This window comes from Micromonospora sp. WMMD980 (assembly GCF_029626035.1).
Taxonomy (GTDB): Bacteria; Actinomycetota; Actinomycetes; order Mycobacteriales; family Micromonosporaceae; genus Micromonospora.
This window is the reverse complement of record NZ_JARUBE010000003.1, coordinates 2,815,654-2,838,654: the sequence shown is the minus strand read 5'-3', so window position 1 is coordinate 2,838,654 and position 23,001 is coordinate 2,815,654. Positions and strand designations below refer to the sequence as shown.

Below are 23,001 nucleotides of genomic sequence, written 5' to 3'. Positions count from 1 at the left end.
GTGACGAAACCGGCACCTCTCGCCGCCGCCGGCCGCGTCGCCGGGGCGGCCGCCCTCATCGCCGTGCTGACCGTGGTCAGCCGCCTCGCCGGCTTCGGCCGCACCGCGACGTTCACCTGGACGCTGTCCACCAGCGACCTCGGCGGCGCCTATCTGGTGGCCAACTACGTCCCGAACTTCATCTTCGAGATCGTCGCCGGTGGGGCGCTGGCCAGTCTGGTCGTACCGCTGCTGGCCGGCGCCGTGGAGGCGGGCGACCGGCGGACGGTGGCCGCCACCACCGGTGCGCTGCTGACCTGGACGCTGAGCCTGCTGGTCCCGCTGGCGGTGCTGGTGGCGGTGTTCGCCGACCCGCTGCCGGGCCTGCTCGGGCACGGCCTCAGCGAGGCCCAGCAGGCGTCCGGGGCGCGGATGCTGCGGCTCTTCGCGCCCCAACTGCCGCTCTACGGCGTGGGGATCGTGCTCACCGGCGTGCTGCAGGCGCACCGGCGCTTCGCCTGGCCGGTCATCGCGCCGCTGCTGTCCAGCGTCACCGTCATCGCGGTCTACCTCGGGTTCACCGCGGTCGAGGGCCGGTTGGCCACCATCGGCGAGACCGGTCGCGGCGGCGAGCTGCTGCTCGCCGGTGGCACCACGCTCGGCGTGGTGGTGCTGTCGCTGTCGCTGCTGATCCCGATGCGCCGGCTGCGACTGCCGCTCCGGCCGGGCTTCCGCCTCCCGGCCGACGCCCGGGCGCGGGTCGGCGGGCTGGTGGCCGTCGGCGCGGTCACCGTGGCCGCCCAGCAGATCGCCCTGGCCGTCACGCTCAACCAGGTCACCTACGGCCGAACCGCCGACGTGGGCGTGTTCAACCTGGCCCAGACCGTCTACTTCCTGCCCTGGTCGGTGCTGGCGGTGCCGCTCGCGGTGGCCGCGTACCCGACGCTCGTGGCGGCCCGGGCGAGCGGCGACGAGCGCGCCTATCGCGACACCCTCGCCCCGGCGGTGCGTGGGGTCGTGCTGTTCAGCCTGCTCGGGGCCGCCGCGCTGGGCGGCGCCGCGATCCCGCTCGGGCACTTCTTCTTCCCCGACCCGCTCGACGCCCGCACCGCCGCGGCCGGGATCGCCGGGTTCGCGCCCGGCCTGCTCGGCTACGGCCTGTTCGCGATCCTCTCCCGGGCGCTCTACGCCCGCGGCGAGACCCGGTCGGCGAGTGTCGCCACCGCGCTCGGCTGGCTGAGCGTGCCCGCGCTCGCGGTGCTGCTCGCCCGGCTGATGCCGCTGGCCGACCGGGTGCTCGCGGTGACGCTCGCCACGTCCGCCGGCATGCTGCTGCTCGGCGCGCTGCTGATCGCCGCCGTGCGCCGGGCCGCCGGGCCGGCGGCGCTCGCCGGGGTCGGCCGGGCCGGCGCGGCCGGGCTGCTGGCGGCCGCGGCGGCCGCGGCGGGCGGCGCGGCCACCGCCCGGGGCGTCGCCGCCTGGGCGGGCGGCACCCCGACGACGGCCGGAGCCCTCGTGCAGGGCATGCTGTCCGGGGTCGTGGTCGGCGTCCTGTTCCTCGCCGTCGCCTGGCTGACCGACGCCCGCGACGTGCGGCCGCTGCTCGCGGCCGTGGCCCGCCGGCTGCGCCGCCGGCGACCTGCGGGCGCGGTCGACGGCCCACCGGCGGACCAGCACCCCGGCGATCGGGGCGACGGAAAGGAGATCGTTTCCTCATGACGGACGCCTCGCCGGCACCACGCTGGCCCGGCTCGGTCGCCCTGGTGCTCGCCTCCAGCACCGGCGGCGTGGGGCAGCACATCCGCTCCGTCGCCGACGGGTTGACCGAGGCCGGCGCGTCGGTGCTGGTCTGCGGCCCGGCCGCCGCCCAGGAGCAGTTCGACTTCACCGGGGCCGGCGCCCGGTTCACGCCGGTGGAGATCCCGGCCAACCCCACGCCCGCCGACGCGCGCGCGGTCACCGCGCTGCGCCGGGCGCTGGCGGAGACACCCGTCGACGTGGTGCACGCGCACGGGCTGCGCGCCGGCTTGGTCGCGACGCTCGCCCGGCCCTCCGTTCCGCTGGTGGTGACCTGGCACAACGCCGTCCTCGCCGGCGGGCTGCGGGGTGCCGCGTCCCGGCTGGTCGAGCGGGTCGTCGCCCGGTCCGTCCGGGTCGCGCTGGGCGCCTCCGCCGACCTGGTCGAGCGGGCCGCCGCGCTGGGCGCCGGCGACGCCCGGCTGGCCCCGGTGGCCGCGCCGACGCTGCCGGCGCCGCGTCGTCGCCGGGCGGCGGTACGCGCCGAGTTCGGCGTGACAGGCGACCGTCCGTTGATCCTGTCGGTGGGTCGGCTGCACCCGCAGAAGCGGTACGACGTGCTGATCGACGCCGCCGCGCGGTGGCGGATCCGAACCCCCGCGCCGGTGGTGGTGATCGCCGGCAGCGGTCCGGCCTACCTGCCGCTGGCGGCACGGATCTCCACCGCCCGCGCCCCGGTGACCCTGCTCGGGCACCGCACCGACGTGGCGGATCTGCTGGCCGGCGCCGACCTGGCGGTGGTCACCAGCGACTGGGAGGCCCGCCAGCTCTTCGCGCAGGAGGCGCTGCGCGCCGGCGTCCCGCTCGTGGCCACCGCCGTCGGCGGCCTGCCCGAGCTGGTCGGCGAGGGCGCGGTGCTGGTCCCGCCCGGTGACGTGGACGCGGTGGACGCGGCGGTGCGGGAGCTGCTCGACGACGGCCCGCGCCGCGCCGAGCTGGGCCGCCGGGGTGCGGCCCGGGCCGCGAGCTGGCCCACCGAGGCGGACACCGTGGCCGCGCTCGCCGACCTGTACGCCGAGCTGACGCCGCAACGCGCGCCAGGAACCCGCTGATGCTGCGCAGACTGACCCCGGTGCTGCTGACCCTGATGGTGGTGGCGCTGGGCATCACGGCGCTGGCCGCCCGCCCCGACGACGGCGCCCCCCGGCGCAGCGCCGACTTCGTGGTGCTGGTCGGCGCGGCCGGTCTGCGCTGGGACGACGTGGACCCGCAGGACACCCCGACGCTGTGGAAGATGGCCGAACATGGTGCCATCGGCTCCCTGTCGGTGCGCTCCGCGCACCGCCCCACCTGCCCGGTGGACGGCTGGCTGACGCTCGGCGCGGGCAACTTCGCCGCCTGGAACGGCAACCGCCCGGCCGGTGGCTGCCCGGCCAGCGGGGTGACCGTCGAGGAACCCGACGGCATCGGCGCCAACCTGCCCGACCAGCCCGGTGTGGTCGCCTACAACCAGGACAAGCTGGCCTGGGGTGCCACGCCCGGCGCGCTGGCCGAGTCGGTGCGCTGCTCGGTGGCCGTCGGCCCGGGCGCCGCGGTGGCCGCGGCCCGCCCGTTCGGCCGGGTCGACAGGTACGAGTCGGCGCTGCCCGCCGACCCGGCGGAACTCCTCGGGTCCTGCGTGCTCAGCATCGTGGACGTGGGCACGGTCGACGACGACGACCCGGTGGTCCGGGCCGCGCAGGCCCGGCAGGCCGACGAACGGCTCGCCCGGGTGCTCGCCGCCCGACCGCCGCGCTCGCTGGTGCTGGTCGCCGGTGTCTCGGACACCGAGACCCCGGCCCGGCTGCACGTCGCGGTGGCCGACGGCCCCGGCTGGGACGGCGGCTGGCTGACCTCGCCCAGCACCGGACGATCCGGCTACCTGCAACTGGTCGACCTGGCGCCGACCGCGCTCGCCGCGCTGGGCCGGCCGATGCCGGAGCGGCTCTTCCTCGGCCGGCCGGCGGTGACCGTCGACGACCGGCCGGACGACCTGCGGGCCGCGATCACGGCGCCGGCCGACGCCGATCGGGAGGCCGCCGCGCAACGCCGGGTCGCCGGCTGGTTCTTCACGCTGCTCGCCGCCGCCCAGATGGCGCTCGCGGTGGCGGTGCTGCCGCTGCTGCGTCGGGCTCGCCGGCTCGCCGGCCCGCACTCGCCGGCGCCGGTGTCCCGGCGGGTGGTGTCGGTGGTGGAGCTCCTGCTGGTCGCCGCCGCGCTGGCGGTGCCGGCGGCGCTGCTGGCCGACGCGGTGCCCTGGTGGCGCGGGCACCACGCCGGCTGGTGGTTCGCGTCCGTGACCGCGCTGTTGATCGTCGGCGGCACCGCCGCGGTCCGGTTCACCCCCGGGCACGACCGCACGCTCGGGCCGCTCGGCGCGGTCGCCGGGCTGGCCACCCTGGTGGTCGGCGTGGACGTGCTCACCGGCTCCCGGCTGCAACTCAACGGCGTGGTCGGGTACTCCGCGCTGGAGGGCGGCCGCTACGCCGGGCTGGGCACCGTGGGGCTCGGCGTGTTCATCGCCGGGTCGCTGCTCTGCGGCGGTTGGCTCGCCCAGCGGGTCCGCCGCGGCTGGCGGCCGGCCGTCCTGGTGACGGTGGGCGGCGCGGCGGTGGTGATCGTGGGCAGCCCCTACCTGGGCGCCGACTCGATCGGCGCGATCGCGTTGACCGCCGGGGTCTCCGTGGCAGCGGCGATCTGCACCGGCGGCTGGCTGACGGTCAGCAGGCTGGCCTGGGCCACCATGGCCGGGCTGGCGGTGACCATCGGCTTCGCGCTCGTCGACCTGGGCCGGCCGGCGACCGAGCGGGGCAGCCTGGGCCGGTTCCTGGCCGCGCTGGGCGACGGCACCGGCGGGCTCACCGTGCACCGCTCCAGCGCCTCGAACTTCCAGACGCTCGTGAACAGCCCGCTGACCGTGTTGGCGCTGGCCGGGGCCGCGCTGGTCTGGTTCGCGCTCCTCCAGCCGTGGGGCGGGTTGCTGCGGCTGTTCGGCATCTACCCGGCGGTGCGGGCGGCGATGGCCGGCACCGGGGTGGCCGCCGGGCTGGGCGGCGTGCTCGGCGGCTCGGCGCTGGACGTGGCCGGCGCGGCGGCCGCCCTGGTGGTGCCGATGGCGGCGCTGGCCGCGTTGCGGGTGCTCGACCACTCCACCGACCGCACCGTGCCCGACGGGGGGCGCGGCGGGGGAGAGGGCGGCACGGTGCCGCCGGGTGGGTCCGGTCCGGGTGACGCCGATCCGTCGGGCGGCCCGGGGCCGCGCGGCGCGCACCCGTCGGGTGGGCCGGGTCCCGGTGGCGCGCAGACGTCGGGCGGGCCGGCGGGCGGCGTGGTCCCGGACGTCCCCCGCAGCGCGCCGACCGAGGGCTCCGCGCCCGGCGACGGCGCCGCTCCGGGCCGGCAGACGGGGCCGGCCGGTGGCGTGGCCACCCGCCCGCGGATACCGGGCCAGGTCACCGCGGGGTCGGCCGGGGCGCCGGCTGCCGGGTGAGCGGACCGTTCGCCGGGGGGCCGCGGGCGGCACGGTCGCGGGCGCCGGGGGCGGCCACGAGCGCCGCGGACGGGCCTCACGTGCGCCGACAGCGGGTGCGACGGCAGCTCACGGTCCGGAAGGTGTTACCGTGGAATCCCGTGGATCGCGTGATCACTTGGCTGATCGGCACGGCGGTTCGCACGACCGCTACGGACGACACGGGAGCAGGCCTTGGCCCCTTCAGCACGGACGACCAGGCACATTTTCGTCACCGGGGGAGTCGCCTCCTCGCTGGGTAAGGGCCTCACCGCCTCCAGCCTCGGCAACCTGCTGACCGCGCGCGGCCTGCGCGTGGTGATGCAGAAGCTCGACCCGTACCTGAACGTCGATCCCGGCACGATGAACCCGTTCCAGCACGGCGAGGTGTTCATCACCGAGGACGGGGCCGAGACCGACCTCGACGTCGGCCACTACGAGCGGTTCCTCGACCGGGACCTCTCCGGCAAGGCGAACGTCACCACCGGGCAGATCTACTCGGCGGTGATCGCCAAGGAGCGGCGCGGGGAATACCTGGGCGACACGGTCCAGGTCATCCCGCACATCACCAACGAGATCAAGGCCCGGATCCTCGGCATGGCCGACCCGGACGCCGAGGGCCAGGTGCCCGACGTGGTGATCACCGAGGTAGGTGGCACCGTCGGCGACATCGAGTCGTTGCCGTTCCTGGAGTCGATCCGCCAGATCCGGCACGACCTGGGCCGGGACAACTGCTTCTACCTGCACGTGTCGCTGGTGCCCTACCTGGCGCCGTCGGGCGAGCTGAAGACCAAGCCGACGCAGCACTCGGTGGCGCAGCTGCGCAGCATCGGCATCCAGCCCGACGCGCTGGTGCTGCGCTGCGACCGGGAGATCCCGGACAAGGTCAAGGAGAAGCTGTCGCTCTACTGCGACGTGGACCGGGAGGCGGTCACCGCCGCCCCGGACGCGCCGAGCATCTACGACATCCCGAAGGTGCTGCACCGCGAGGGCCTGGACGCGTACGTGGTGCGCCGGCTCGGCCTCTCCTTCCGCGACGTCGACTGGACCAGCTGGGACGATCTGCTGGAGCGGGTGCACCAGCCGCGCCACACCATCACCGTCGCGCTGGTCGGCAAGTACGTCGACCTGCCCGACGCGTACCTGTCGGTGAGCGAGGCGATCCGGGCGGCCGGCTTCGGCCACCGGGCCCGGGTGCAGCTCACGTGGGTGCCCAGCGACGAGTGCGTCACCCCGGCCGGCGCGGCCGCCGCCCTGGCCGGCGTCGACGGCATCGTGATCCCCGGCGGCTTCGGGGTGCGCGGCATCGAGGGCAAGGTCGGCACCGCCCGCTACGCCCGGGAGAACGGCATCCCGCTGCTCGGCCTCTGCCTCGGCCTGCAGTGCATGACCATCGAGGTGGCCCGGCACCTGGCCAACCTCGACGGGGCGAACTCGCTGGAGTTCGACGAGGAGGCGGTGCACCCGGTCATCGCCACCATGGCCGACCAGGAGGACATCGTGGCCGGCCGGGGCGACCTGGGCGGCACCATGCGGCTCGGGGCCTACCCGGCGACGCTGGCCGAGGGCTCGATCGTCGCCGAGGCGTACGGCAGCACCGAGGTCAGCGAGCGGCACCGGCACCGCTACGAGGTGAACAACGCCTACCGGGACCAGCTCACCAAGGCCGGCCTGACCATCTCCGGCACCTCGCCGGACGGCCGGCTCGTCGAGTTCGTCGAGCTGGACCGCACCCTGCACCCGTTCTTCGTGGCCACCCAGGCGCACCCGGAGCTGAAGAGCCGTCCCACCCGGCCGCACCCGCTGTTCGCGGCGTTCGTGGGCGCCGCGGTGACGTACTCCGAGGCCGACCAGCTGCCGGTAAACCTGGACGGCGCGACGAAGAAGACCGGCCGCGGCGGCGCCGCGAAGGCGACCGCCCAGTGAGCGGTGTGGAGCACCGGTACGAGGTGACCGCGCGCCGCGACATCTGGTCCGGCCGGATCTTCTCGGTGGTCAGCGACGACGTGACGATGCCCGGCGGCGGCACCGCGGCCCGCGACTACGTCCGACACGTGGGTGCGGTGGCCGTGGTGGCGCTCGACGACGCCGGTCAGGTGGTGCTGATCCGGCAGTACCGGCACCCGGTCCGCCGGCACCTGTGGGAGCTGCCCGCCGGGCTGATGGACGTCAGCGGTGAGGACCTGGCCGCCGCGGCGGCGCGGGAGTTGGCCGAGGAGGCCGATCTGACCGCGGGCCGTGTCGACGTGCTCGTCGACCTGCACAGCTCGCCCGGTTTCTCGGACGAGGTGATCCGGGTCTTCCTGGCCCGTGACCTCGCCGACGTGCCCGCCGACCGGCGGCACGACCGCAGCGAGGAGGAGGCCGACCTCCAGGTGGTCCGCGTCGACCTCGCCGAGGCGGTCCGGATGGTGCTGGCCGGTGAGATCACCAATGCGCCCTGCGTGGCCGGGCTGCTCGCCACCGCCCGGGCCCGGGAGACCGGCTTCGCCGAGCTGCGCCGCCCGGAGGCGCCGCTGCCCCGCTGATCGGGAACCGACGACGAAAGGGGCCGTGCGGCGTGTGCCGCGCGGCCCCTTTTCGGTGCGCCCGCTCAGTCGCGCAGCGGGCGCCCCTGGCCGTCGACGCCGCCGTTGACCAGGAGCAGGATGCCGTCGACGAGACCCCAGATCGCGCCGAAGCCACAGGTGACGAGGCTGACGACGAGTTGGATGACGGCGGTCTTGGTGTCGCCGATGTAGAACCGGCCGGCACCGAACCCACCGAGGAGGATCTGGAGAATGCCCGCGACGACCTTGCTCTTGTCCGAGACGCCCTGCGGGTACTGCTGGTAAGGAGTGGTCATGAGCGGACACCATAGTGATCCACTCCGGTCCTGTCCGCATCGGCACCCCGGCGGTGCGAGGATATTTACCGAAGTCTGTCCTGTCGGCTGACGGCGTCTCCACCGGCCGGCACGACCCATGCCTGACACTCCGTCAGCACCACCGGGCACCGGATGTCACTGTGTTGGCGTCCCCGGGCCGCGCGCGCGCCTAGACTGCCGCCGGCGGGACCGGTGGACCGCGTCGGCAACGGAGCCGGCGGGGCGCCGTGCTGTCGGGGGTGAGCCGCCCCGGAGGAAGGTGTCTGCATCGTGAAGGTCGGAATCCCCCGCGAGGTCAAGAACCACGAGTACCGGGTGGCGATCACGCCGGCGGGCGTCAACGAGTTCACCCGCCACGGCCACGAGGTCTTCGTCGAGGCGGGCGCCGGTGTCGGGTCCAGCATCACCGACGACGAGTTCGCCGCCGCCGGCGCGAAGATCCTGGCCACCGCCGACGAGGTCTGGGAGACCGCCGAGCTGGTACTCAAGGTCAAGGAGCCGATCGCCGAGGAGTACCACCGGATGCGCGAGGGGCAGGTGCTCTTCACCTACCTGCACCTGGCCGCCTCCCGCGAGTGCACCGACGCGCTCGTCGACCGGAAGGTCACCGGCATCGCCTACGAGACCGTCGAGCTGCCCGACCGGTCGCTGCCGCTGCTCGCCCCGATGTCCGAGGTGGCCGGCCGGCTCGCCCCGCAGGTCGGCGCGTTCTACATGATGCGCACCGGCGGTGGCCGGGGCGTGCTGCCCGGCGGCGTCTCCGGCGTCTACGCGGCCAAGACCGTGGTCATCGGCGCCGGCGTGTCCGGCCTGAACGCCGCCGCCATCGCGCTCGGCCTGCAGTCCGAGGTGCTGCTGCTGGACAAGAACGTGGCCCGGCTGCGCTCCGCCGACGCCATCTACCGGGGCCACCTGCAGACCGTCGCCTCCAACGCGTACGAGATCGAGCGGGCCGTGCTCGACGCGGACCTGGTCATCGGCGCGGTGCTGGTGCCCGGCGCGAAGGCCCCGAAGCTGATCTCCAACGAGCTGGTCTCCCGGATGAAGCCGGGCAGCGTGCTCGTCGACATCGCCATCGACCAGGGTGGCTGCTTCGAGGACTCGCGCCCGACCACGCACGCCGACCCGGTCTACAAGGTGCACGACTCGATCTTCTACTGCGTGGCGAACATGCCCGGCGCGGTGCCGAACACCAGCACCTACGCGCTGACCAACGTCACCCTGCCGTACGCCCTCGAACTGGCCAACCAGGGCTGGCGGGCGGCGCTGCGCAGCGACCCGGCGCTGGCGCTGGGCCTGAACACCCACGACGGCAAGGTGGTCTACGGCCCGGTCGCCGAGGCGCACGGCATGGACGTGCTGCCGCTGGCCGAGGTGCTGAGCTGACCGAGACGGCGCCACGGGCCGGCGCGCAACCCGCGCCGGCCCTGCGTCGGGCGGTCCGGAGCTACCTGGATCACCTCACCGTCGAGCGCGGGTTGTCCGGCAACACGCTCGCCTCGTACCGCCGGGACCTGGACCGCTACCTCACCACCCTGGCCGACGCCGGGGTGACCGACCTGGCCGCCGCCGGCCCGGGCGAGGTCGAGGCCCACCTGGCCCGACTGCGCGCCGGCGACGACGACCACCCGCCGCTCGCGGTCTCGTCCACCGCCCGGGCCGCCAGCGCGGTCCGCGGCCTGCACCGCTTCGCGCTGCGCGAGGGCCTCACCGGCGCCGATCCGGGCCGCGACGTGCGCCCGCCCACCCCGTCACGCCGGCTGCCCCGGGCCCTGCCTGTCGACGCCGTCCTGCGGCTGCTGGCGTCCGCCGGCGCGACCGCGGCCACCGGCGACGCCGCGCCCCGCGCGCTGCGCGACCGGGCGCTGCTGGAGTTCCTGTACGGCACCGGCGCGCGGATCTCCGAGACGGTCGGCGCGGCCGTCGACGACCTCGACCTGGACACCGGGACCGTGCTGCTGCGCGGCAAGGGCGGCCGGACCCGCCTGGTGCCGGTCGGCGGGTACGCCGCCGACGCGGTGCGCGCCTGGCTGGTGCGCGGCCGCCCGGCCCTGCTCGCCGCCGGGCGGGGCACCCCGGCGCTGTTCGTCAACGCCCGCGGCGGGCCGCTCACCCGGCAGGGCGCCTGGGGCGTGCTGCGCGCCGCCGCCGACCGCGCCGGCCTGCCGGTCGACGGGCCGGACGCGGTCTCCCCGCACACGCTGCGCCACTCGTACGCCACCCACCTGCTCGACGGCGGCGCGGACGTGCGCGTGGTCCAGGAACTGCTCGGCCACGCGTCGGTGACCACCACGCAGGTGTACACGTTGGTCACCGTGGACCGGCTGCGTGAGGTGTACGCCACGGCACACCCGCGCGCGCTCTCCTGACCGGCCGCCGACACGCCGACCCGGTGCCGAAGCTGCTGCTGGCCCGTGGCGTACAGTCGGCATCGGCGCGGGCCTCCAGGTGCGACGGACCGGGGGTGCGCAGCGGCGCCGCGAGGGACGTCGGACGGCTCCGACGCCGGGGTGGTCGTCGGGAGGGGGCAACGAGGACATGGCAGGAAACGGTGACCGTGCCGAGACCTGGACGTCGGAGCTCCGTGAGCAGCAGGCGACGCTCGGCGCCGACCTCGGCCCCGCCGACCCGGCGGCCTACACCATGCGCAAGCCGATCCCCGAGCCGATGCCGACCGACCGGCACGGCCCGGCGCGGATCATCGCGATGGCCAACCAGAAGGGTGGCGTCGGCAAGACCACGACCACCATCAACCTGGGCGCCGCGCTCGCGGAATACGGCCGCAAGGTGCTCCTGGTCGACTTCGACCCGCAGGGCGCCCTCTCCGTCGGCCTGGGCGTCAACCCGCACAACCTCGACCTGTCGGTCTACAACCTGCTCATGCAGGACGACGTCACCGCCGAGGACGTCCTGATCAAGACCGACGTGGCCGGGCTGCACCTGCTGCCGGCCAACATCGACCTCTCCGCCGCCGAGATCCAGCTCGTCAACGAGGTCGCCCGGGAGATGGCCCTGGCCCGGGTGCTGCGCACCATCCGCAAGGAGTACGACTTCATCCTGATCGACTGCCAGCCCTCGCTGGGCCTGCTGGCGATCAACGCGTTGACCGTCGCGCACGGCGTGCTCATCCCGCTGGAGTGCGAGTTCTTCAGCCTGCGCGGCGTGGCGCTGCTGCTGGACACCATCGACAAGGTGCGCGAGCGGCTCAACTTCGACCTGGAGCTCGAGGGCATCCTCGCCACCATGTACGACAGCCGCACCACCCACTGCCGGCAGGTGTTGCAACGGGTGGTCGAGGCGTTCGGCGACAAGGTCTACCAGACCGTCATCACCAAGACCGTGAAGTTCCCCGAATCGACGGTGGCCGGTGCGCCCATCACCACCCTCGACCCGGCGTCCTCCGGCGCGCGCAACTACCGCCAGCTCGCCCGAGAGGTGATCGCCGCCGAGGCGGACCGGTAGGGCGCACGCCGCCCGCCCGCCGCGTCGACTACGGTTTCCCGGTGACCGCACCGCCCCTCGACCCGCACGCCGACCCGGCGGACGCCGCCGGACTGGCCGCCGAGGTCGACGGCGTCGTACCCGCCGACGCCGCCGTCGTCGAGGAGAGCAGCGGCTTCACCGTCCGGCTGGACAACTTCACCGGCCCGTTCGACCTGCTGCTCCAGCTCATCAGCAAGCACAAGCTGGACGTCACCGAGGTCGCGCTGCACAAGGTCACCGACGAGTTCATCGCCTACCTGCGGGCCATGGGCGACCAGTGGGACCTGGACGAGACCAGCGAGTTCCTGCTGGTCGCCGCCACCCTGCTCGACCTCAAGGCGGCCCGGCTGCTGCCCTCGGCCGAGGTGGAGGACGAGGAGGACCTGGCGCTGCTGGAGGCGCGCGACCTGCTCTTCGCCCGGCTGTTGCAGTACAAGGCGTACAAGGAGGCGGCGGCGCACATCGCCGAGCTGGAAGCGGTCGGCGGTCGGCGCTACCCGCGCGCGGTCACCCTGGAACCCCGGTACGCCGAGGCGCTGCCCGACCTGGTGCTCGGCATCGGCCCGCAGCGGCTGCTCACGCTGGCGGTGAGGGCGATGAGCCCGAAACCGGTGCCCGAGGTGTCCATCGCGCACGTGCACATGGTCCGGGTCAGCGTCCGGGAACACGCCGGCGTCATCGCCGACCGGCTGCGCCGCGCCGGGGTCGCCACGTTCTCGCTGCTCTGCGCCGACTGCGAGATGACGCTGGAGGTGGTGGCCCGGTTCCTGGCGCTGCTGGAGCTGTACCGGCAGGGCCTGGTCGCGTTCGTGCAGGAGCAGGCCCTGGAGGAGCTGACGGTCCGCTGGACCGGACCCGCCGACGGCGAGGCCGAGCTGACCGTCGACGAATACGCCGGCACCCCGGAACCCACCGACGCCGCCCCCGCAGCCGCCCCGGCCCCCGCCTCCGCGGCGCGTGGCGATGCGGCCGGCGCGGCGGCCACCGGCGCCGACGTGCCCGCCGACACCGACGCCGACACAGACGCCGGCGGGCCGGGTGCCGATGTCGCCGGGCGGGCCGGGGCGGACGCCGACGTGCCCGCCGCGCCGGCGGGCGAACCCACACCGACGCAGGAGTGATCTGATGAGCGACGAGGAGCGCCCGGACTCGCTGGCCGACCAGGCCGCCGCCTGGATCCCCCCGTGGCAGCGCCCCACCCCGCCGAAGCCCGCCCCCGCTCCCGACGCCGACCCCGGCGTCGACGCGGCCTCCGATGCCGAGGCGTTCTCCAGCGCTGACGCCGATGTCGCCCACGACGCCGGGGCGTCGTCCAGCGCCGACGCCGATGTCGCCTCCGCCACCGATGCCGGGGTGGCGGACACGTCGGCGGAGCCGGGCACCGAGATCTTGGACACCTACCGTTCGGACCGACCGGAAACTGCGCAAGATCCTCAGACGGGAGCAGATCCTGGTAACGAACGGCCCCCGGAGGGGCCGAATCCTTCCAAGATCTCGTCCATGGACGGGGACGCAGCCGATCTTGGTACAGGGGTGCCCCCGGAGGGACGGGACCGTACCAAGATCGTGGGGGAGTCCGAAGCTGACGGCTCGGCGGACGCTTCCGGCGTACCCCGGAAGCGGGGGCGGCGGCGGGCGGCGCCGGAACCGGCGCCCGCCCCGGTGCTGGACGACGCGGAGCTGCGCGGCGCCCTGGAGGCGATCCTGCTGGTGGTGGACCAGCCGGTCAGCGAGCTGGTCCTGGCCGAGGTGCTGGAGCAGGCCCCGGAGCGGGTGGGTGCGATGCTCGACGAGATCGCCGCCGGCTACATCTCGGCCGGGCACGGTTTCGAGCTGCGCCGGGCCGCGGGTGGCTGGCGTCTCTACACCCGGCCGGAATACGCCACCTACGTCGAGCGGTTCGTGCTGGACGGGCAGTCGGTCCGGCTGACCCAGGCCGCGCTGGAGACCCTGGCGGTGGTCGCCTACCGCCAGCCGGTGACCCGGTCCCGCATCTCGGCCATCCGGGGTGTCAACTGCGACGGGGTGCTCCGTACCCTGGTGGGTCGCGGCCTGGTCGAGGAGTGCGGCACCGAAGCGGACAGCGGTGCGTTCCTCTACCGGACCACCACCATGTTCCTGGAGAAGCTGGGGCTCAACTCGGTGGACGACCTGCCGCCCCTGGCCCCGTTCCTGCCCGACGACGTAGAAGAGCTTGCCGATGCCACGCGATGACCGTGCCCCGAAGACCGACGCCCCCGTCTACGAGGGCGCCGAACGCCTGCAGAAGGTGCTCGCCGCCGCGGGGGTGGGATCGCGGCGCGCCTGCGAGGACCTCATCTTCCGGCGGCGGGTCACGGTCAACGGCCGGGTCGCGCAGCTCGGCGACAAGGCCGACCCGGCGCGCGACGTGATCCACGTCGACGGCGAACGGCTCCAGGCCGACGTCCGCCTGGTCTACGTGGCGATGAACAAGCCGCGCGGGGTGGTCACCACCATGGCCGACGAGAAGGGCCGCACCGAGCTGGCCGACTTCATCGGCGCGCGGCTGGAGCAGCGGGTCTACCACGTCGGGCGACTGGACGCCGACAGCGAGGGCCTGCTCCTGCTCACCAACGACGGCACGCTCGCCCACAAGCTCATGCACCCGTCGTACGAGGTGCTCAAGACCTACCTCGCCGAGGTGGCCGGGCCGATCCCGCGCAACCTGGGCAAGCGGTTGACCGCCGGCGTCGAGCTCGAGGACGGGCCGGTGAAGGTCGACGGGTTCAAGGTGGTCGACACACTGGGCAAGACCGCCCAGGTGGAACTGACCCTGCACGAGGGGCGCAAACACATCGTCCGGCGGCTGATGGCCGAGGTGGGACACCCGGTGTCCCGGCTGATCCGTACCTCGATCGGCCCGATCAAGCTCGGCGACCTGCGCACCGGGCGACTGCGGCGGCTGACCAACGCGGAGGTCGCCGCCCTGTTCAAGGCCGTGGGTGACTGACCCGTTCGATCGGGTACGGCTCCCGGTAGGCTTCGACGCGGTCCGCGGGCCGGCGCGCACGCGCCCCCGGCGGGACGCCCGCGCGGCGCGGGCATGATTGACGACGAGACACATCCGCTCAACGGCGCCGGAGAACCGGCGACCCGCGAGGTACGGGCTGAGGAGGACAACGGTGGAGGAAAACGTACCGGCCGGGCGATGCGTGGTCGCTGTGGACGGGCCGTCCGGTTCGGGGAAGTCCACCGTGTCGCGGCGACTGGCGGTGAGCCTCGGCGCCCGCTACCTCGACACCGGCGCCATGTACCGGGCGCTGACCTGGGCCGTGCTGCGCTCCGGCGTCGAGCTGACCGACGCCGAGTCGGTGGCCAAGGTCGCCGGCGAGGCCGACCTGCGCATCGGCACCGATCCCCAGGGGTACGCGGTGACCGTCGACGGCTCCGACGTGTCCACCGACATCCGCGGCGCCGAGGTGACCGGCGCGGTCTCCGCGGTCGCCGCCGTCGGTGCGGTCCGTGAGCTGCTGGTCGACCGGCAGCGGCGGCTGATCGCCGAGGCGGGCCGGATCGTGGTCGAGGGTCGCGACATCGGTTCCGTGGTGGCGCCCGACGCCGACCTGAAGGTCTACCTGACCGCCTCCGAGACCGCCCGCGCCCAGCGCCGCAGTGCCGAGGACGCGGCCGACGTCACGGCGACCGCCGCCGACCTGGCCCGGCGGGACCGGCTCGACTCGACCCGCAAGGTCAACCCGTTGCAGCAGGCGCCCGACGCCGTGGTGCTGGACACCACCGAGTTGGGCATCGACGAGGTCGTCGCCCGGCTGCGTGAGCTGCTCACCGAGCGGGGTGTCGCGTGAGCGGCGACGACGTCGGTGGCTGGGTGGAGCTGCGTGAGCCGGAGGTCCAGGCCGACGAGCCGACCGGACCGCAGCCCGTGGTGGCCGTGGTGGGCCGCCCGAACGTGGGCAAGTCCACGCTCGTGAACCGCATCATCGGCCGCCGCCAGGCGGTCGTCGAGGACATCCCCGGCGTGACCCGGGACCGGGTGCCCTACGACGCGCAGTGGAACGGCCGGGAGTTCACCGTGGTGGACACCGGCGGCTGGGAGCCCGACGCCAAGGACCGGGCCGCGGCCATCGCCGCCCAGGCGGAGACGGCCGTGGTCACCGCCGACGTGGTGCTGTTCGTGGTGGACGCCATGGTCGGCTCGACGGACGTGGACGAGGCCGCGGTGAAGATGCTGCGCCGCAGCGCCAAGCCGGTGATCCTGGTCGCCAACAAGGCCGACAACACCACCATCGAGATGGAGGCTACCTCGCTGTGGTCGCTCGGCCTCGGTGAGCCGTTCCCGGTGTCGGCGCTGCACGGTCGCGGTTCCGGCGACCTGCTCGACGCCATCATGGCCGCGCTGCCCGAGGCGCCGAAGATCGTGGAGAACCGCCCGCGTGGCCCGCGCCGGGTGGCCCTGGTCGGGCGTCCCAACGTCGGCAAGTCCAGCCTGCTCAACCGGTTCTCCGGCGAGGAGCGCGCGGTGGTTGACTCGGTCGCCGGCACCACCGTCGACCCGGTGGACAGCCTGGTCGAGATCGGCGGCGAGACCTGGCAGCTGGTGGACACCGCCGGGCTGCGCAAGCGGGTCGGCAAGGCCAGCGGCACGGAATACTACGCCAGCCTGCGCACCGCCGCGGCGATCGAGGCGGCCGAGGTGGCGGTGGTGCTGCTCGACTCCAGCGAGGTGATCAGCGAGCAGGACCAGCGAATCCTCACCATGGTGGTGGAGGCCGGCCGGGCCCTGGTCATCGCGTTCAACAAGTGGGACCTGGTGGACGCCGACCGCCGCTACTACCTGGACAAGGAGATCGACCGGGAGCTGCGGCGGATCCCGTGGGCGATCCGGCTGAACCTGTCCGCGCAGACCGGCCGCGCCGTCGACAAGCTCGCTCCCGCGCTGCGCAGGGCGTTGGCGAGCTGGGAGACCCGCATCCCCACCGCGCAGCTCAACCAGTGGCTCACCGCGCTGGTCCAGGCCACCCCGCACCCGGTGCGCGGCGGGCGCGCGCCGCGCATCCTGTTCGCGACCCAGGCCGGGGTGGCGCCGCCGCGCTTCGTGCTGTTCACCACCGGCCCGCTGGACGCCGGTTACCAGCGGTTCGTGGAGCGCAAGCTGCGCGAGGAGTTCGGCTTCGAGGGCAGCCCGATCGACATCTCGGTCCGGCCGCGCAAGAAGCTGGGCCCGGGCGGCCGCGGCAAGGCCCACGGCTGACCGTTCCACCTGTAAGCCGCCGGGGCACCGCCCCGGCGGCTTATTTCCTAGGACGCTCTAGGGGGAGTGGCGTCGGTCGCCCGCGGCGCGGCGGGGGCCTGTGCGTACGTTGCGAAGATCTTGCGCTAAGCTGTACCGGCTGCTGCGGGGGAAACCGCGCGGGGGCATCGGGACGTGGCGCAGTTTGGTAGCGCACTTGACTGGGGGTCAAGGGGTCGTCGGTTCGAATCCGGCCGTCCCGACCGGTTGACCTGGGGAGATGAAGATCTTCTCCGGTAACGGCGGTAACATCCGGTAACGGATGATCTTTGTTGGCCGTAACGGCGATAGTTGCTGGCCGCCGGCCCGCTGAACTCGGAACGCTCTGACCTGCCGCTTCGTCTGTGTTCTGGACGGAGCGGCATTGTGGTCCCTTGACTCCGCGTCAAGTGCTGCAGCTGCTGCCAGATGTCGCTTCGTCGGGCGGCTCGGCAATCCTCCTTGTCACGGCAGGGCCGTCGGCTGGTGCCGCATCGTGGTCTTGGTGAGCTGGTGGACAGGGGGCCAGATCCCGCGGATGCCGCGTCGTGGTAGGAACAGGCCGTGCCGATCGCCGTTGATGATGATCTTTTCGACCGTGCGGGTGAGCTGAAGCAGCAGCTGGTGGCGTTCTCGCAGCACCGGCGTTATGACCGGGCGTTCGACGATGTGCTGGCGGATCAGGATGACGGTCGGGTTCCGCTCGACGAGCACACCTTGATGATTTTGTGGGACTACTTCGTCCTGGAGCATCGGCTGCGTGATGGCCGGACGGTGGTGGAGCAGTTCGTCGCCGCGCACCCGCAGTTGTCCGATCCGGAGCGTCAGATGCTGCTCGGGTGGCGGGACGTGGTGCAGGGGCCCTTCGAGGTGCAGAGGCGCGACGGGGCGGCGCTGGTCGTGGTGAACCTCGTGGATGACCTGACCTACCGGGTGCGTTCCAACATGGGTCCGTCGGTGTTCCGGCGTACGCCGCCTCGGTCGTTTCTGCTCGCTCGGCTGGTGGCAGTGGGCGAGGAGTGGATGATCAGCGGCCCGATGAACGTGTGGCGGGCAAAGGAGCGGGACGTCGCGTACCAGATGGCGTTGGAGATGTCGCTGCGCGCGCCGGAGGCGGTGTACCGGAACCCGGAGAAGCTGGCTCAGGCGTGGGAGCTGCAACGTCAGGATCGGGACCGGTTTGTGCGGTTCTTCGGCAGCGCCCTGGTGGTGGTGGCCGGCGATCATGTGGCCGATCGGATGACCGACTTCTACGCGTTCTGCCGTGCGGAAGTGTCTGGCACGTCGTCCTCCATCGTGGCTGCTGACGAGACGCTGTTCGAGTTGCCGCCGGATGTCGCGGACGCGGAGACGGTGGCGATGATCTACGACGAGGTCGACGGGTTGGGTTTCTACGCCGAGTTCGGGCTGGTGGAGGCGGCGTTCGCGGATCCGGACCTGCTGCGCCGCCGCCGCTACCGGGAGCACACGCTGGCGTACCTGCAGGATGACAGCGTCGGCCCGCTGGTGCTGCGTCGGCTGGCCGCGCGTGATCCCGAGCGGGCCAGTGTGGTGTTCCGGCGGCTGTTGAAGAAGCCGCGTTTCGACTGGACCCGCGACGGCGAGGAGCTTCTCCGCGCATACAAGCCAGAGCACTTCCGACGGGCGCCGCGACCGCGGGTCAGCCCGGTCAGCGAGCGGCTGGCCGCGTATGCACGCCGTCGCTGACGCGCCGTCAGGTGCCGGGCCAGGTCCACTCGGGCCTCGGCCGGGCCGGGAACGGCGTGAGGCCGAGGTAACGCCGGTAGGCGGCGTGGATCCAGGCGGTGACCGTGTGCGGCGGGAACGTCAGGTCGGCGAGGGTGACTTCGCCCGCGCCATCCGGGCCTTGGCAGGTGGCGACGATGCCGCGTGCCTCAATCGTGTAGTCGATCGAGGTGACGGGACCGGGGTGCCCAGCAGGGTGGCCGCGGTGGGCAGGGGTGTTTCGTCCTCGATCACGGCGAGGAACGCGCTGTGTTGCTCGTCGGCGCCGTAGGCGTCGACGACGATCGCCTCGATCGCGTTGTCCAGATCCTGGTCATTCGGCACGCCCCACACGATAGGGCGGCGCGTTCCCGACGCCGGGTCGCGGTCTGCTGAGATGGGCAGATGACCGGTGACGATCTGACGGTGTTGGTGGACCGGCTGCGCTGGGACCGCCGGCGGGATCCTTACCGGGGTCGACGCGAGTACTCGCCGACCGCCCGCCGGGTGGCCGAGGAGTGTGATCGGTGGGTTGCCGAGGGCCGGGCGGATCTCGCGGTGCCAGTGCTGCGCAAGGCCGTCGACCGCATCACGCGGGCCCTGATGTACCTGGATGACTCCTCCGGAATCATCGGAGACGACCTGCAGGAGCTCATGGACCTGTACGCGAAGGTATGCGTTGCAGCACTGCCGAACCCGATCAGCCTGGCCGGCTGGCTGGTGAAGCTGGAGTGCGACGGCCCCGGCTGGCCCCGCGTCCGACTGGCCGACTTCGCTTCGGCGCTGGGGAAGCGGGGGATCGCGGAGGTGGAGCGGCTGGTCGCCGAGCGGGCACGCGCCGCCTACCCGGAGTCGTGGACCGGCGCGTTCGCGGTGCGTGACCTGCGGGAGCAGCTCGCTGAGGTGTCGGGAGATGTCGACCGGTACGTCGCGGTGTTGGCCGAGCACCTGACCAACGCCGTGCAGTACCAGGGGATCGCCGAGGCGCTACATGCCGCCGGACGCCGGGACGAGGCGATCGCTTGGGCTGGGCGGGGCGTGGCCGCCAACTCCGGCTCGGCCTACACCGACCGGCTCCGTGACCTCTTGGTCGACATGCTCGTCGCCGCCGGCGACACGCCGGGTGCCGTGCGGGTCCGGCGGGAGGAGTTCGCCCGACACCCCACCGCTGCCGGGTACCGATCCTTGATCGACACCGTGGAAACCGCTGGTGGCGACGATCCGACGACGTGGGCTCTGGGGGTGCTGCGCGACCGGACCACCCAGCAGCCGGCGTACGCCTCCGAGCTGGTCGACGTGCTCCTAGCGGTGGGCCGTGACGACCAGGCCTGGCGAGAGGCCCTGCACCACCGGCGGTGGCTCGGCGGGCCGCAGTGGCAGACCCTGCTGCAGGGGCGGGCCGTGACGCATCCGGAGGAGGTGATCCAGCCGTACCGGGACCTCGTCGAGCAGGCGATCCTCAATTCGGCTGACAAACGGCGCTACCGACGGGCCGTCGCGTTGCTTGCGGCCCTGCGGGCGGCGTACCAGGCGGCAGGAGAGACCGCGGCGTTCGGGCGGTACCTCGCGGAGCTGCGCATCGCGCACAAGCGCCGGCCGACGTTCCTCAAGACCCTCGACGCCGCCGGGCTGTAGCTGACCGGTCTCCCGATTGCGGGTTGCTGGAGCAATGGTCACCTGATGGCCTCGGTCCCCGTGCTGATAATCGACTGGGTTGGCAGTCTCGCGGCTGAGGGGGGAAGCGGACCTACCGTGGTTGCCGACGACCACGGCAACGGGAGTGGACATCATGCTCGACGTACGCCACCTCGATCTCGAAGAGATCGCCACGGCGCTGCAGGACCAGAGCGCGTACGAGTACCGCTGGCTCATCGATCCAGCCAGCGGGGAGATCATGATGTGGACGGCTGACGGCGGCATCGACGGGAAGACGCCGGTGGACCTGGATGAACTCGACCTGGTTCCGATTGAGGCGTTACCGCCCTCCGTCTGGCACCGCGACATGGTCGACTTCGCCGAGCGGGTCAGCGACGAGCAGGTGGGCCGCAGGCTCTTACGGGCCGTCCAAGGCAGGGGTGCCTTCCGACGGTTCAGGGACGAACTGCACGACGAGTATCCGCACCTGCTGACGGTCTGGCACGCATTCCACCAGGCTCGGGCGATCCGCCGGGCCATTGACTGGCTGCTCGACAGCTGCCTGATCGATGACGCTGCCGCGAGCCGCTGGCGGATTGAGCACCCTGACCCGGACGTGCCGTGAGTCGAGCAGGCCGAGGAGACGGAGGCCGCAGAGCAGGGTGATCGAACCTACCCGACTTCTCGGAGTAGGGCGGTCCGCCATGTAGAGACGCGAGCCCGCATGTCGGCGACCTCATGCGGTGCCAGACCGTAGTCGGTGAAGTCTTCGTCGTCGAAGCGGTCGACGTGGCGAAGCATCGCGGCGAACATGCTCCGGTCGAATCCGTCGTCGGCGGCGTGCGCGAGGTCGCAGAGCTGGTCGAGGGTGTACCGGCCGCTGCTGATGGCGGCATCGATGTCGAGGAAGTCGCGGGCGGCTGCTCGGTTGTAGAGGGCGTCCATCTTGCCGGCCATCACGTCATCGGGGTGCAGGACCGGACCGATGTCCATCTGGACTGGCGGCTGGGCGCGCCAGTTCGCGACCAGTTCCACGCGGTGCTGCTGGTCTGGGTGGGCCGGTTCGGTGACGTGTAGCCGAGCGAACGTGTCGAGTCGCAGGTCGATGTCGACGCGGAAGCCCTCGGCACGATAGGCGGCGATCACCTCGTCGACGGCGGTGGGGAAGTCGGCGCGGCGTTGCCAGTCGGCGAACAGATCGACGTCTTCACTGGGGCGGTCGAGGATGCCATGGGCGGCGATCGCATGCCCGCCGGCCAACGCGAACCCGTACTGGCCGCCGACCTTCAGGGCGATCTGCGCCAGCCGGCGATGGATCGGCGGGGTCTGCTCGGTCACTATGCGGCGTGCCGGCGCGCGTTGGCCAGCTCGGGAAACCGCGCTTCCCACAGATGGCGAACCTGCGGAGGCAACACCAAGCTCGGCCACAGACGTAGCAACGTCGCACCGTCCAGCCATTGGGTGAGGTCATCGGGCGCGGTCGCCTCGCGCAGCACGATCTCATACATCCTGGCCAGGCGCCGAGGGCTGCTCAGGTCGTAGCGGGCCCGCCCGGACCAGTCGAGCCGGCGATCCAGGCTCACGACGCCGCTCGTTGGTCCCCGCAAATCGTCGAGCCGGTCGGCGACCACGTACGGCCGCTGGTCGGCGTAGCGGGAACCGGCGGGGGCTCCGCCGGTGTGGGCATCACTCATGATCGACCAGCCTCCTCAGGCCGCTCTCTGACGACATCGCTTGACCCACGGTAGTCGACGTTGGGCTGAGGGAAGGGTTCGCGGCAGTGTGTCGGAGCTATCCAGCCTGCCCATCGGTGGTCGGCCCACTGACGGTTGCACGTGCTGGAGCCCGGCCGGACTGCCTGGCATAGGAAGTACTTGACGATCCGCGGTAACGAGCCCGGTAACGGAGGGGATCGCACCGGGCGGATGAGGTGGCAAGGCTCGACACGAGACGGCATTTCGGGGCGTCGTTCTTGTCCGGTTCCGTGGATGTTTCAGTCTGTTCTGACATGCCGTGACAGAATTGTTGTCAAACTGGGGGTCAAGGGGTCGTCGGTTCGAATCCGGCCGTCCCGACCAAAGTCAGAGCCCTGGCCAGCGGAAATGCTGGTCAGGGCTTTAACTTTCTTCTATGGAGATTTGAACCGCCCCCCGAACCCCCCCGTTTACATGGTGCGGCAACCAAGTTCGTCATCGATGTGCATCGTTCTATCCTGATGATGATCCTTGGCTGCTCGGGTGGCTGCCGAGCCGTTCGAGGATGCCGGACACGTCCGGGGCTTGTACCGGCTTGGCGATGTAGTAGGTGTCGGTGACCTCCTCGCTGGAGTGCCCGAGTTGCGCCGCCGCGCTCTTGGTATCGATCTCCTCCTTGATCAGGGTGGCGACGGTCTTTCGGAAGGTGTGCGGGGTGACCCAGTCGAGGTCGGCTTCTGCGCGGGCCTGGCGCCACTGACGGCGAACGTTGTTGGGTGAGAGCCAGGTGCCTCGTCGGGAGGCGAAGATCGCGTCGTGCGGGTTGTCCGCGGCGGTGAGTTTGCGGGCCATGAGCATGCCGACCGCGAACCGGGGAGGACGACCCTCCGGTAGCCGGCGTCGCTCTTGGTCCAGGGCTGCCGGAAGAAGCCCTGGCTCTTGATGAAGACCAGCGTTCCGCAGATCGTCAGGGTAGGCCGTTCGGCGGCGAGGTCCAGGTCCTCCCAGCGGAGGGCGAGGATCTCGCCGATACGGGCGCCGGTGGCGAGCATGAGGTCGACGACGTCGGCCCGCGCCGATACGCGAT

General features: G+C 72.6%; 20 protein-coding genes, 1 tRNA gene and 1 pseudogene. 17 read left to right on the top strand and 5 right to left on the bottom strand.

Annotation, left to right across the window (positions count from 1 at the left end):
• The 5 genes from O7618_RS13075 to O7618_RS13055 all read left to right on the top strand — a co-directional run bounded on the left by O7618_RS13075 (window position 1) and on the right by O7618_RS13055 (window position 7,791).
• Window positions 1–1,698, top strand: a complete 1,698-nt coding sequence (locus O7618_RS13075; RefSeq protein ID WP_278106352.1) for a lipid II flippase MurJ — start codon at window positions 1–3, stop codon at window positions 1,696–1,698.
• A complete protein-coding gene (locus O7618_RS13070) occupies window positions 1,695–2,828 on the top strand; it encodes a glycosyltransferase family 4 protein (RefSeq protein ID WP_278106351.1) in 1,134 nt (377 codons plus the stop codon). Before O7618_RS13075 ends, O7618_RS13070 begins: the two co-directional genes overlap by 4 nt.
• Window positions 2,828–5,245: a hypothetical protein gene (locus O7618_RS13065; protein WP_278106350.1), complete on the top strand. Its 2,418-nt coding sequence runs from the start codon at window positions 2,828–2,830 to the stop codon at window positions 5,243–5,245. The genes O7618_RS13070 and O7618_RS13065 overlap by 1 nt, the downstream gene beginning before the upstream one ends.
• Window positions 5,246–5,458: 213 nt before the next feature.
• Window positions 5,459–7,189, top strand: coding sequence for a CTP synthase (locus O7618_RS13060; RefSeq protein WP_278106348.1), 1,731 nt, complete (start codon window positions 5,459–5,461; stop codon window positions 7,187–7,189).
• On the top strand, window positions 7,186–7,791 hold the full coding sequence (locus O7618_RS13055) for an NUDIX hydrolase (RefSeq protein WP_278106347.1): 606 nt from the start codon (window positions 7,186–7,188) through the stop codon (window positions 7,789–7,791). Before O7618_RS13060 ends, O7618_RS13055 begins: the two co-directional genes overlap by 4 nt.
• A 65-nt stretch (window positions 7,792–7,856) precedes the next feature.
• On the opposite strand, the gene O7618_RS13050 is transcribed toward O7618_RS13055, so the two are convergent.
• Window positions 7,857–8,108: a TM2 domain-containing protein gene (locus O7618_RS13050; protein ID WP_278106346.1), complete on the bottom strand. Its 252-nt coding sequence runs from the start codon at window positions 8,106–8,108 to the stop codon at window positions 7,857–7,859.
• A 291-nt stretch (window positions 8,109–8,399) separates the two neighbouring features.
• Here O7618_RS13050 and ald point away from each other — a divergent pair, with 291 nt between their 5' ends.
• The 10 genes from ald to O7618_RS13000 all read left to right on the top strand — a co-directional run bounded on the left by ald (window position 8,400) and on the right by O7618_RS13000 (window position 18,567).
• On the top strand, window positions 8,400–9,515 hold the full coding sequence (gene ald / locus O7618_RS13045) for an alanine dehydrogenase (RefSeq protein ID WP_278106345.1): 1,116 nt from the start codon (window positions 8,400–8,402) through the stop codon (window positions 9,513–9,515).
• The gene (locus tag O7618_RS13040; RefSeq protein ID WP_278109991.1) at window positions 9,512–10,498 is read left to right on the top strand and encodes a site-specific tyrosine recombinase XerD; all 987 of its coding nucleotides are present in this window, start codon (window positions 9,512–9,514) and stop codon (window positions 10,496–10,498) included. The genes ald and O7618_RS13040 overlap by 4 nt, the downstream gene beginning before the upstream one ends.
• A gap of 169 nt (window positions 10,499–10,667) precedes the next feature.
• Window positions 10,668–11,591, top strand: coding sequence for an AAA family ATPase (locus O7618_RS13035; RefSeq protein WP_091070788.1), 924 nt, complete (start codon window positions 10,668–10,670; stop codon window positions 11,589–11,591).
• A 92-nt stretch (window positions 11,592–11,683) separates the two neighbouring features.
• Entirely contained in the window at window positions 11,684–12,733 is a 1,050-nt protein-coding gene (locus tag O7618_RS13030) for a segregation/condensation protein A (protein ID WP_278109990.1), read from the top strand.
• Window positions 12,734–12,998: 265 nt separating this feature from the next.
• Window positions 12,999–13,826, top strand: a complete 828-nt coding sequence (gene scpB, locus O7618_RS13025; protein WP_347405417.1) for an SMC-Scp complex subunit ScpB — start codon at window positions 12,999–13,001, stop codon at window positions 13,824–13,826.
• Complete coding sequence (locus O7618_RS13020; protein ID WP_278106342.1) at window positions 13,813–14,583, top strand: pseudouridine synthase; 771 nt, start codon at window positions 13,813–13,815, stop codon at window positions 14,581–14,583. Before scpB ends, O7618_RS13020 begins: the two co-directional genes overlap by 14 nt.
• 172 nt (window positions 14,584–14,755) lie before the next feature.
• Complete coding sequence (cmk, locus tag O7618_RS13015) at window positions 14,756–15,436, top strand: (d)CMP kinase (protein WP_278106341.1); 681 nt, start codon at window positions 14,756–14,758, stop codon at window positions 15,434–15,436.
• Window positions 15,437–15,459: 23 nt separating this feature from the next.
• A complete protein-coding gene (der, locus tag O7618_RS13010; RefSeq protein ID WP_278109989.1) occupies window positions 15,460–16,842 on the top strand; it encodes a ribosome biogenesis GTPase Der in 1,383 nt (460 codons plus the stop codon).
• Window positions 16,843–17,010: 168 nt separating this feature from the next.
• Window positions 17,011–17,084, top strand: a tRNA-Pro gene (locus tag O7618_RS13005).
• 340 nt (window positions 17,085–17,424) lie between these two features.
• Window positions 17,425–18,567 carry a hypothetical protein gene (locus tag O7618_RS13000; protein WP_278106340.1) on the top strand — a complete coding sequence of 381 codons (1,143 nt, stop codon included), beginning with the start codon at window positions 17,425–17,427 and terminating at the stop codon, window positions 18,565–18,567.
• Between the two features lie 120 nt (window positions 18,568–18,687).
• On the opposite strand, the gene O7618_RS12995 is transcribed toward O7618_RS13000, so the two are convergent.
• Window positions 18,688–18,930 (bottom strand): hypothetical protein, encoded by a 243-nt coding sequence (locus O7618_RS12995; RefSeq protein WP_278106339.1) that lies wholly within the window; start codon window positions 18,928–18,930, stop codon window positions 18,688–18,690.
• Between the two features lie 60 nt (window positions 18,931–18,990).
• Between O7618_RS12995 and O7618_RS12990 the strand changes: the two genes are divergently transcribed.
• Window positions 18,991–20,220: a DUF6880 family protein gene (locus tag O7618_RS12990; RefSeq protein WP_278106337.1), complete on the top strand. Its 1,230-nt coding sequence runs from the start codon at window positions 18,991–18,993 to the stop codon at window positions 20,218–20,220.
• A 154-nt stretch (window positions 20,221–20,374) separates the two neighbouring features.
• Window positions 20,375–20,845 (top strand): UPF0158 family protein, encoded by a 471-nt coding sequence (locus tag O7618_RS12985; protein ID WP_278109988.1) that lies wholly within the window; start codon window positions 20,375–20,377, stop codon window positions 20,843–20,845.
• 47 nt (window positions 20,846–20,892) lie between these two features.
• Here the strand turns inward: O7618_RS12985 and O7618_RS12980 are convergent, their stop codons facing one another.
• The 3 genes and pseudogenes from O7618_RS12980 to O7618_RS32240 all read right to left on the bottom strand — a co-directional run.
• Window positions 20,893–21,537, bottom strand: coding sequence for a nucleotidyl transferase AbiEii/AbiGii toxin family protein (locus O7618_RS12980; RefSeq protein WP_347405416.1), 645 nt, complete (start codon window positions 21,535–21,537; stop codon window positions 20,893–20,895).
• 20 nt (window positions 21,538–21,557) lie between these two features.
• A complete protein-coding gene (locus O7618_RS12975; RefSeq protein ID WP_278106335.1) occupies window positions 21,558–21,914 on the bottom strand; it encodes a hypothetical protein in 357 nt (118 codons plus the stop codon).
• A 513-nt stretch (window positions 21,915–22,427) separates the two neighbouring features.
• Window positions 22,428–22,984, bottom strand: a pseudogene (locus O7618_RS32240) (site-specific integrase); the annotation flags it as partial.
• Window positions 22,985–23,001 lie beyond the last annotated feature (17 nt).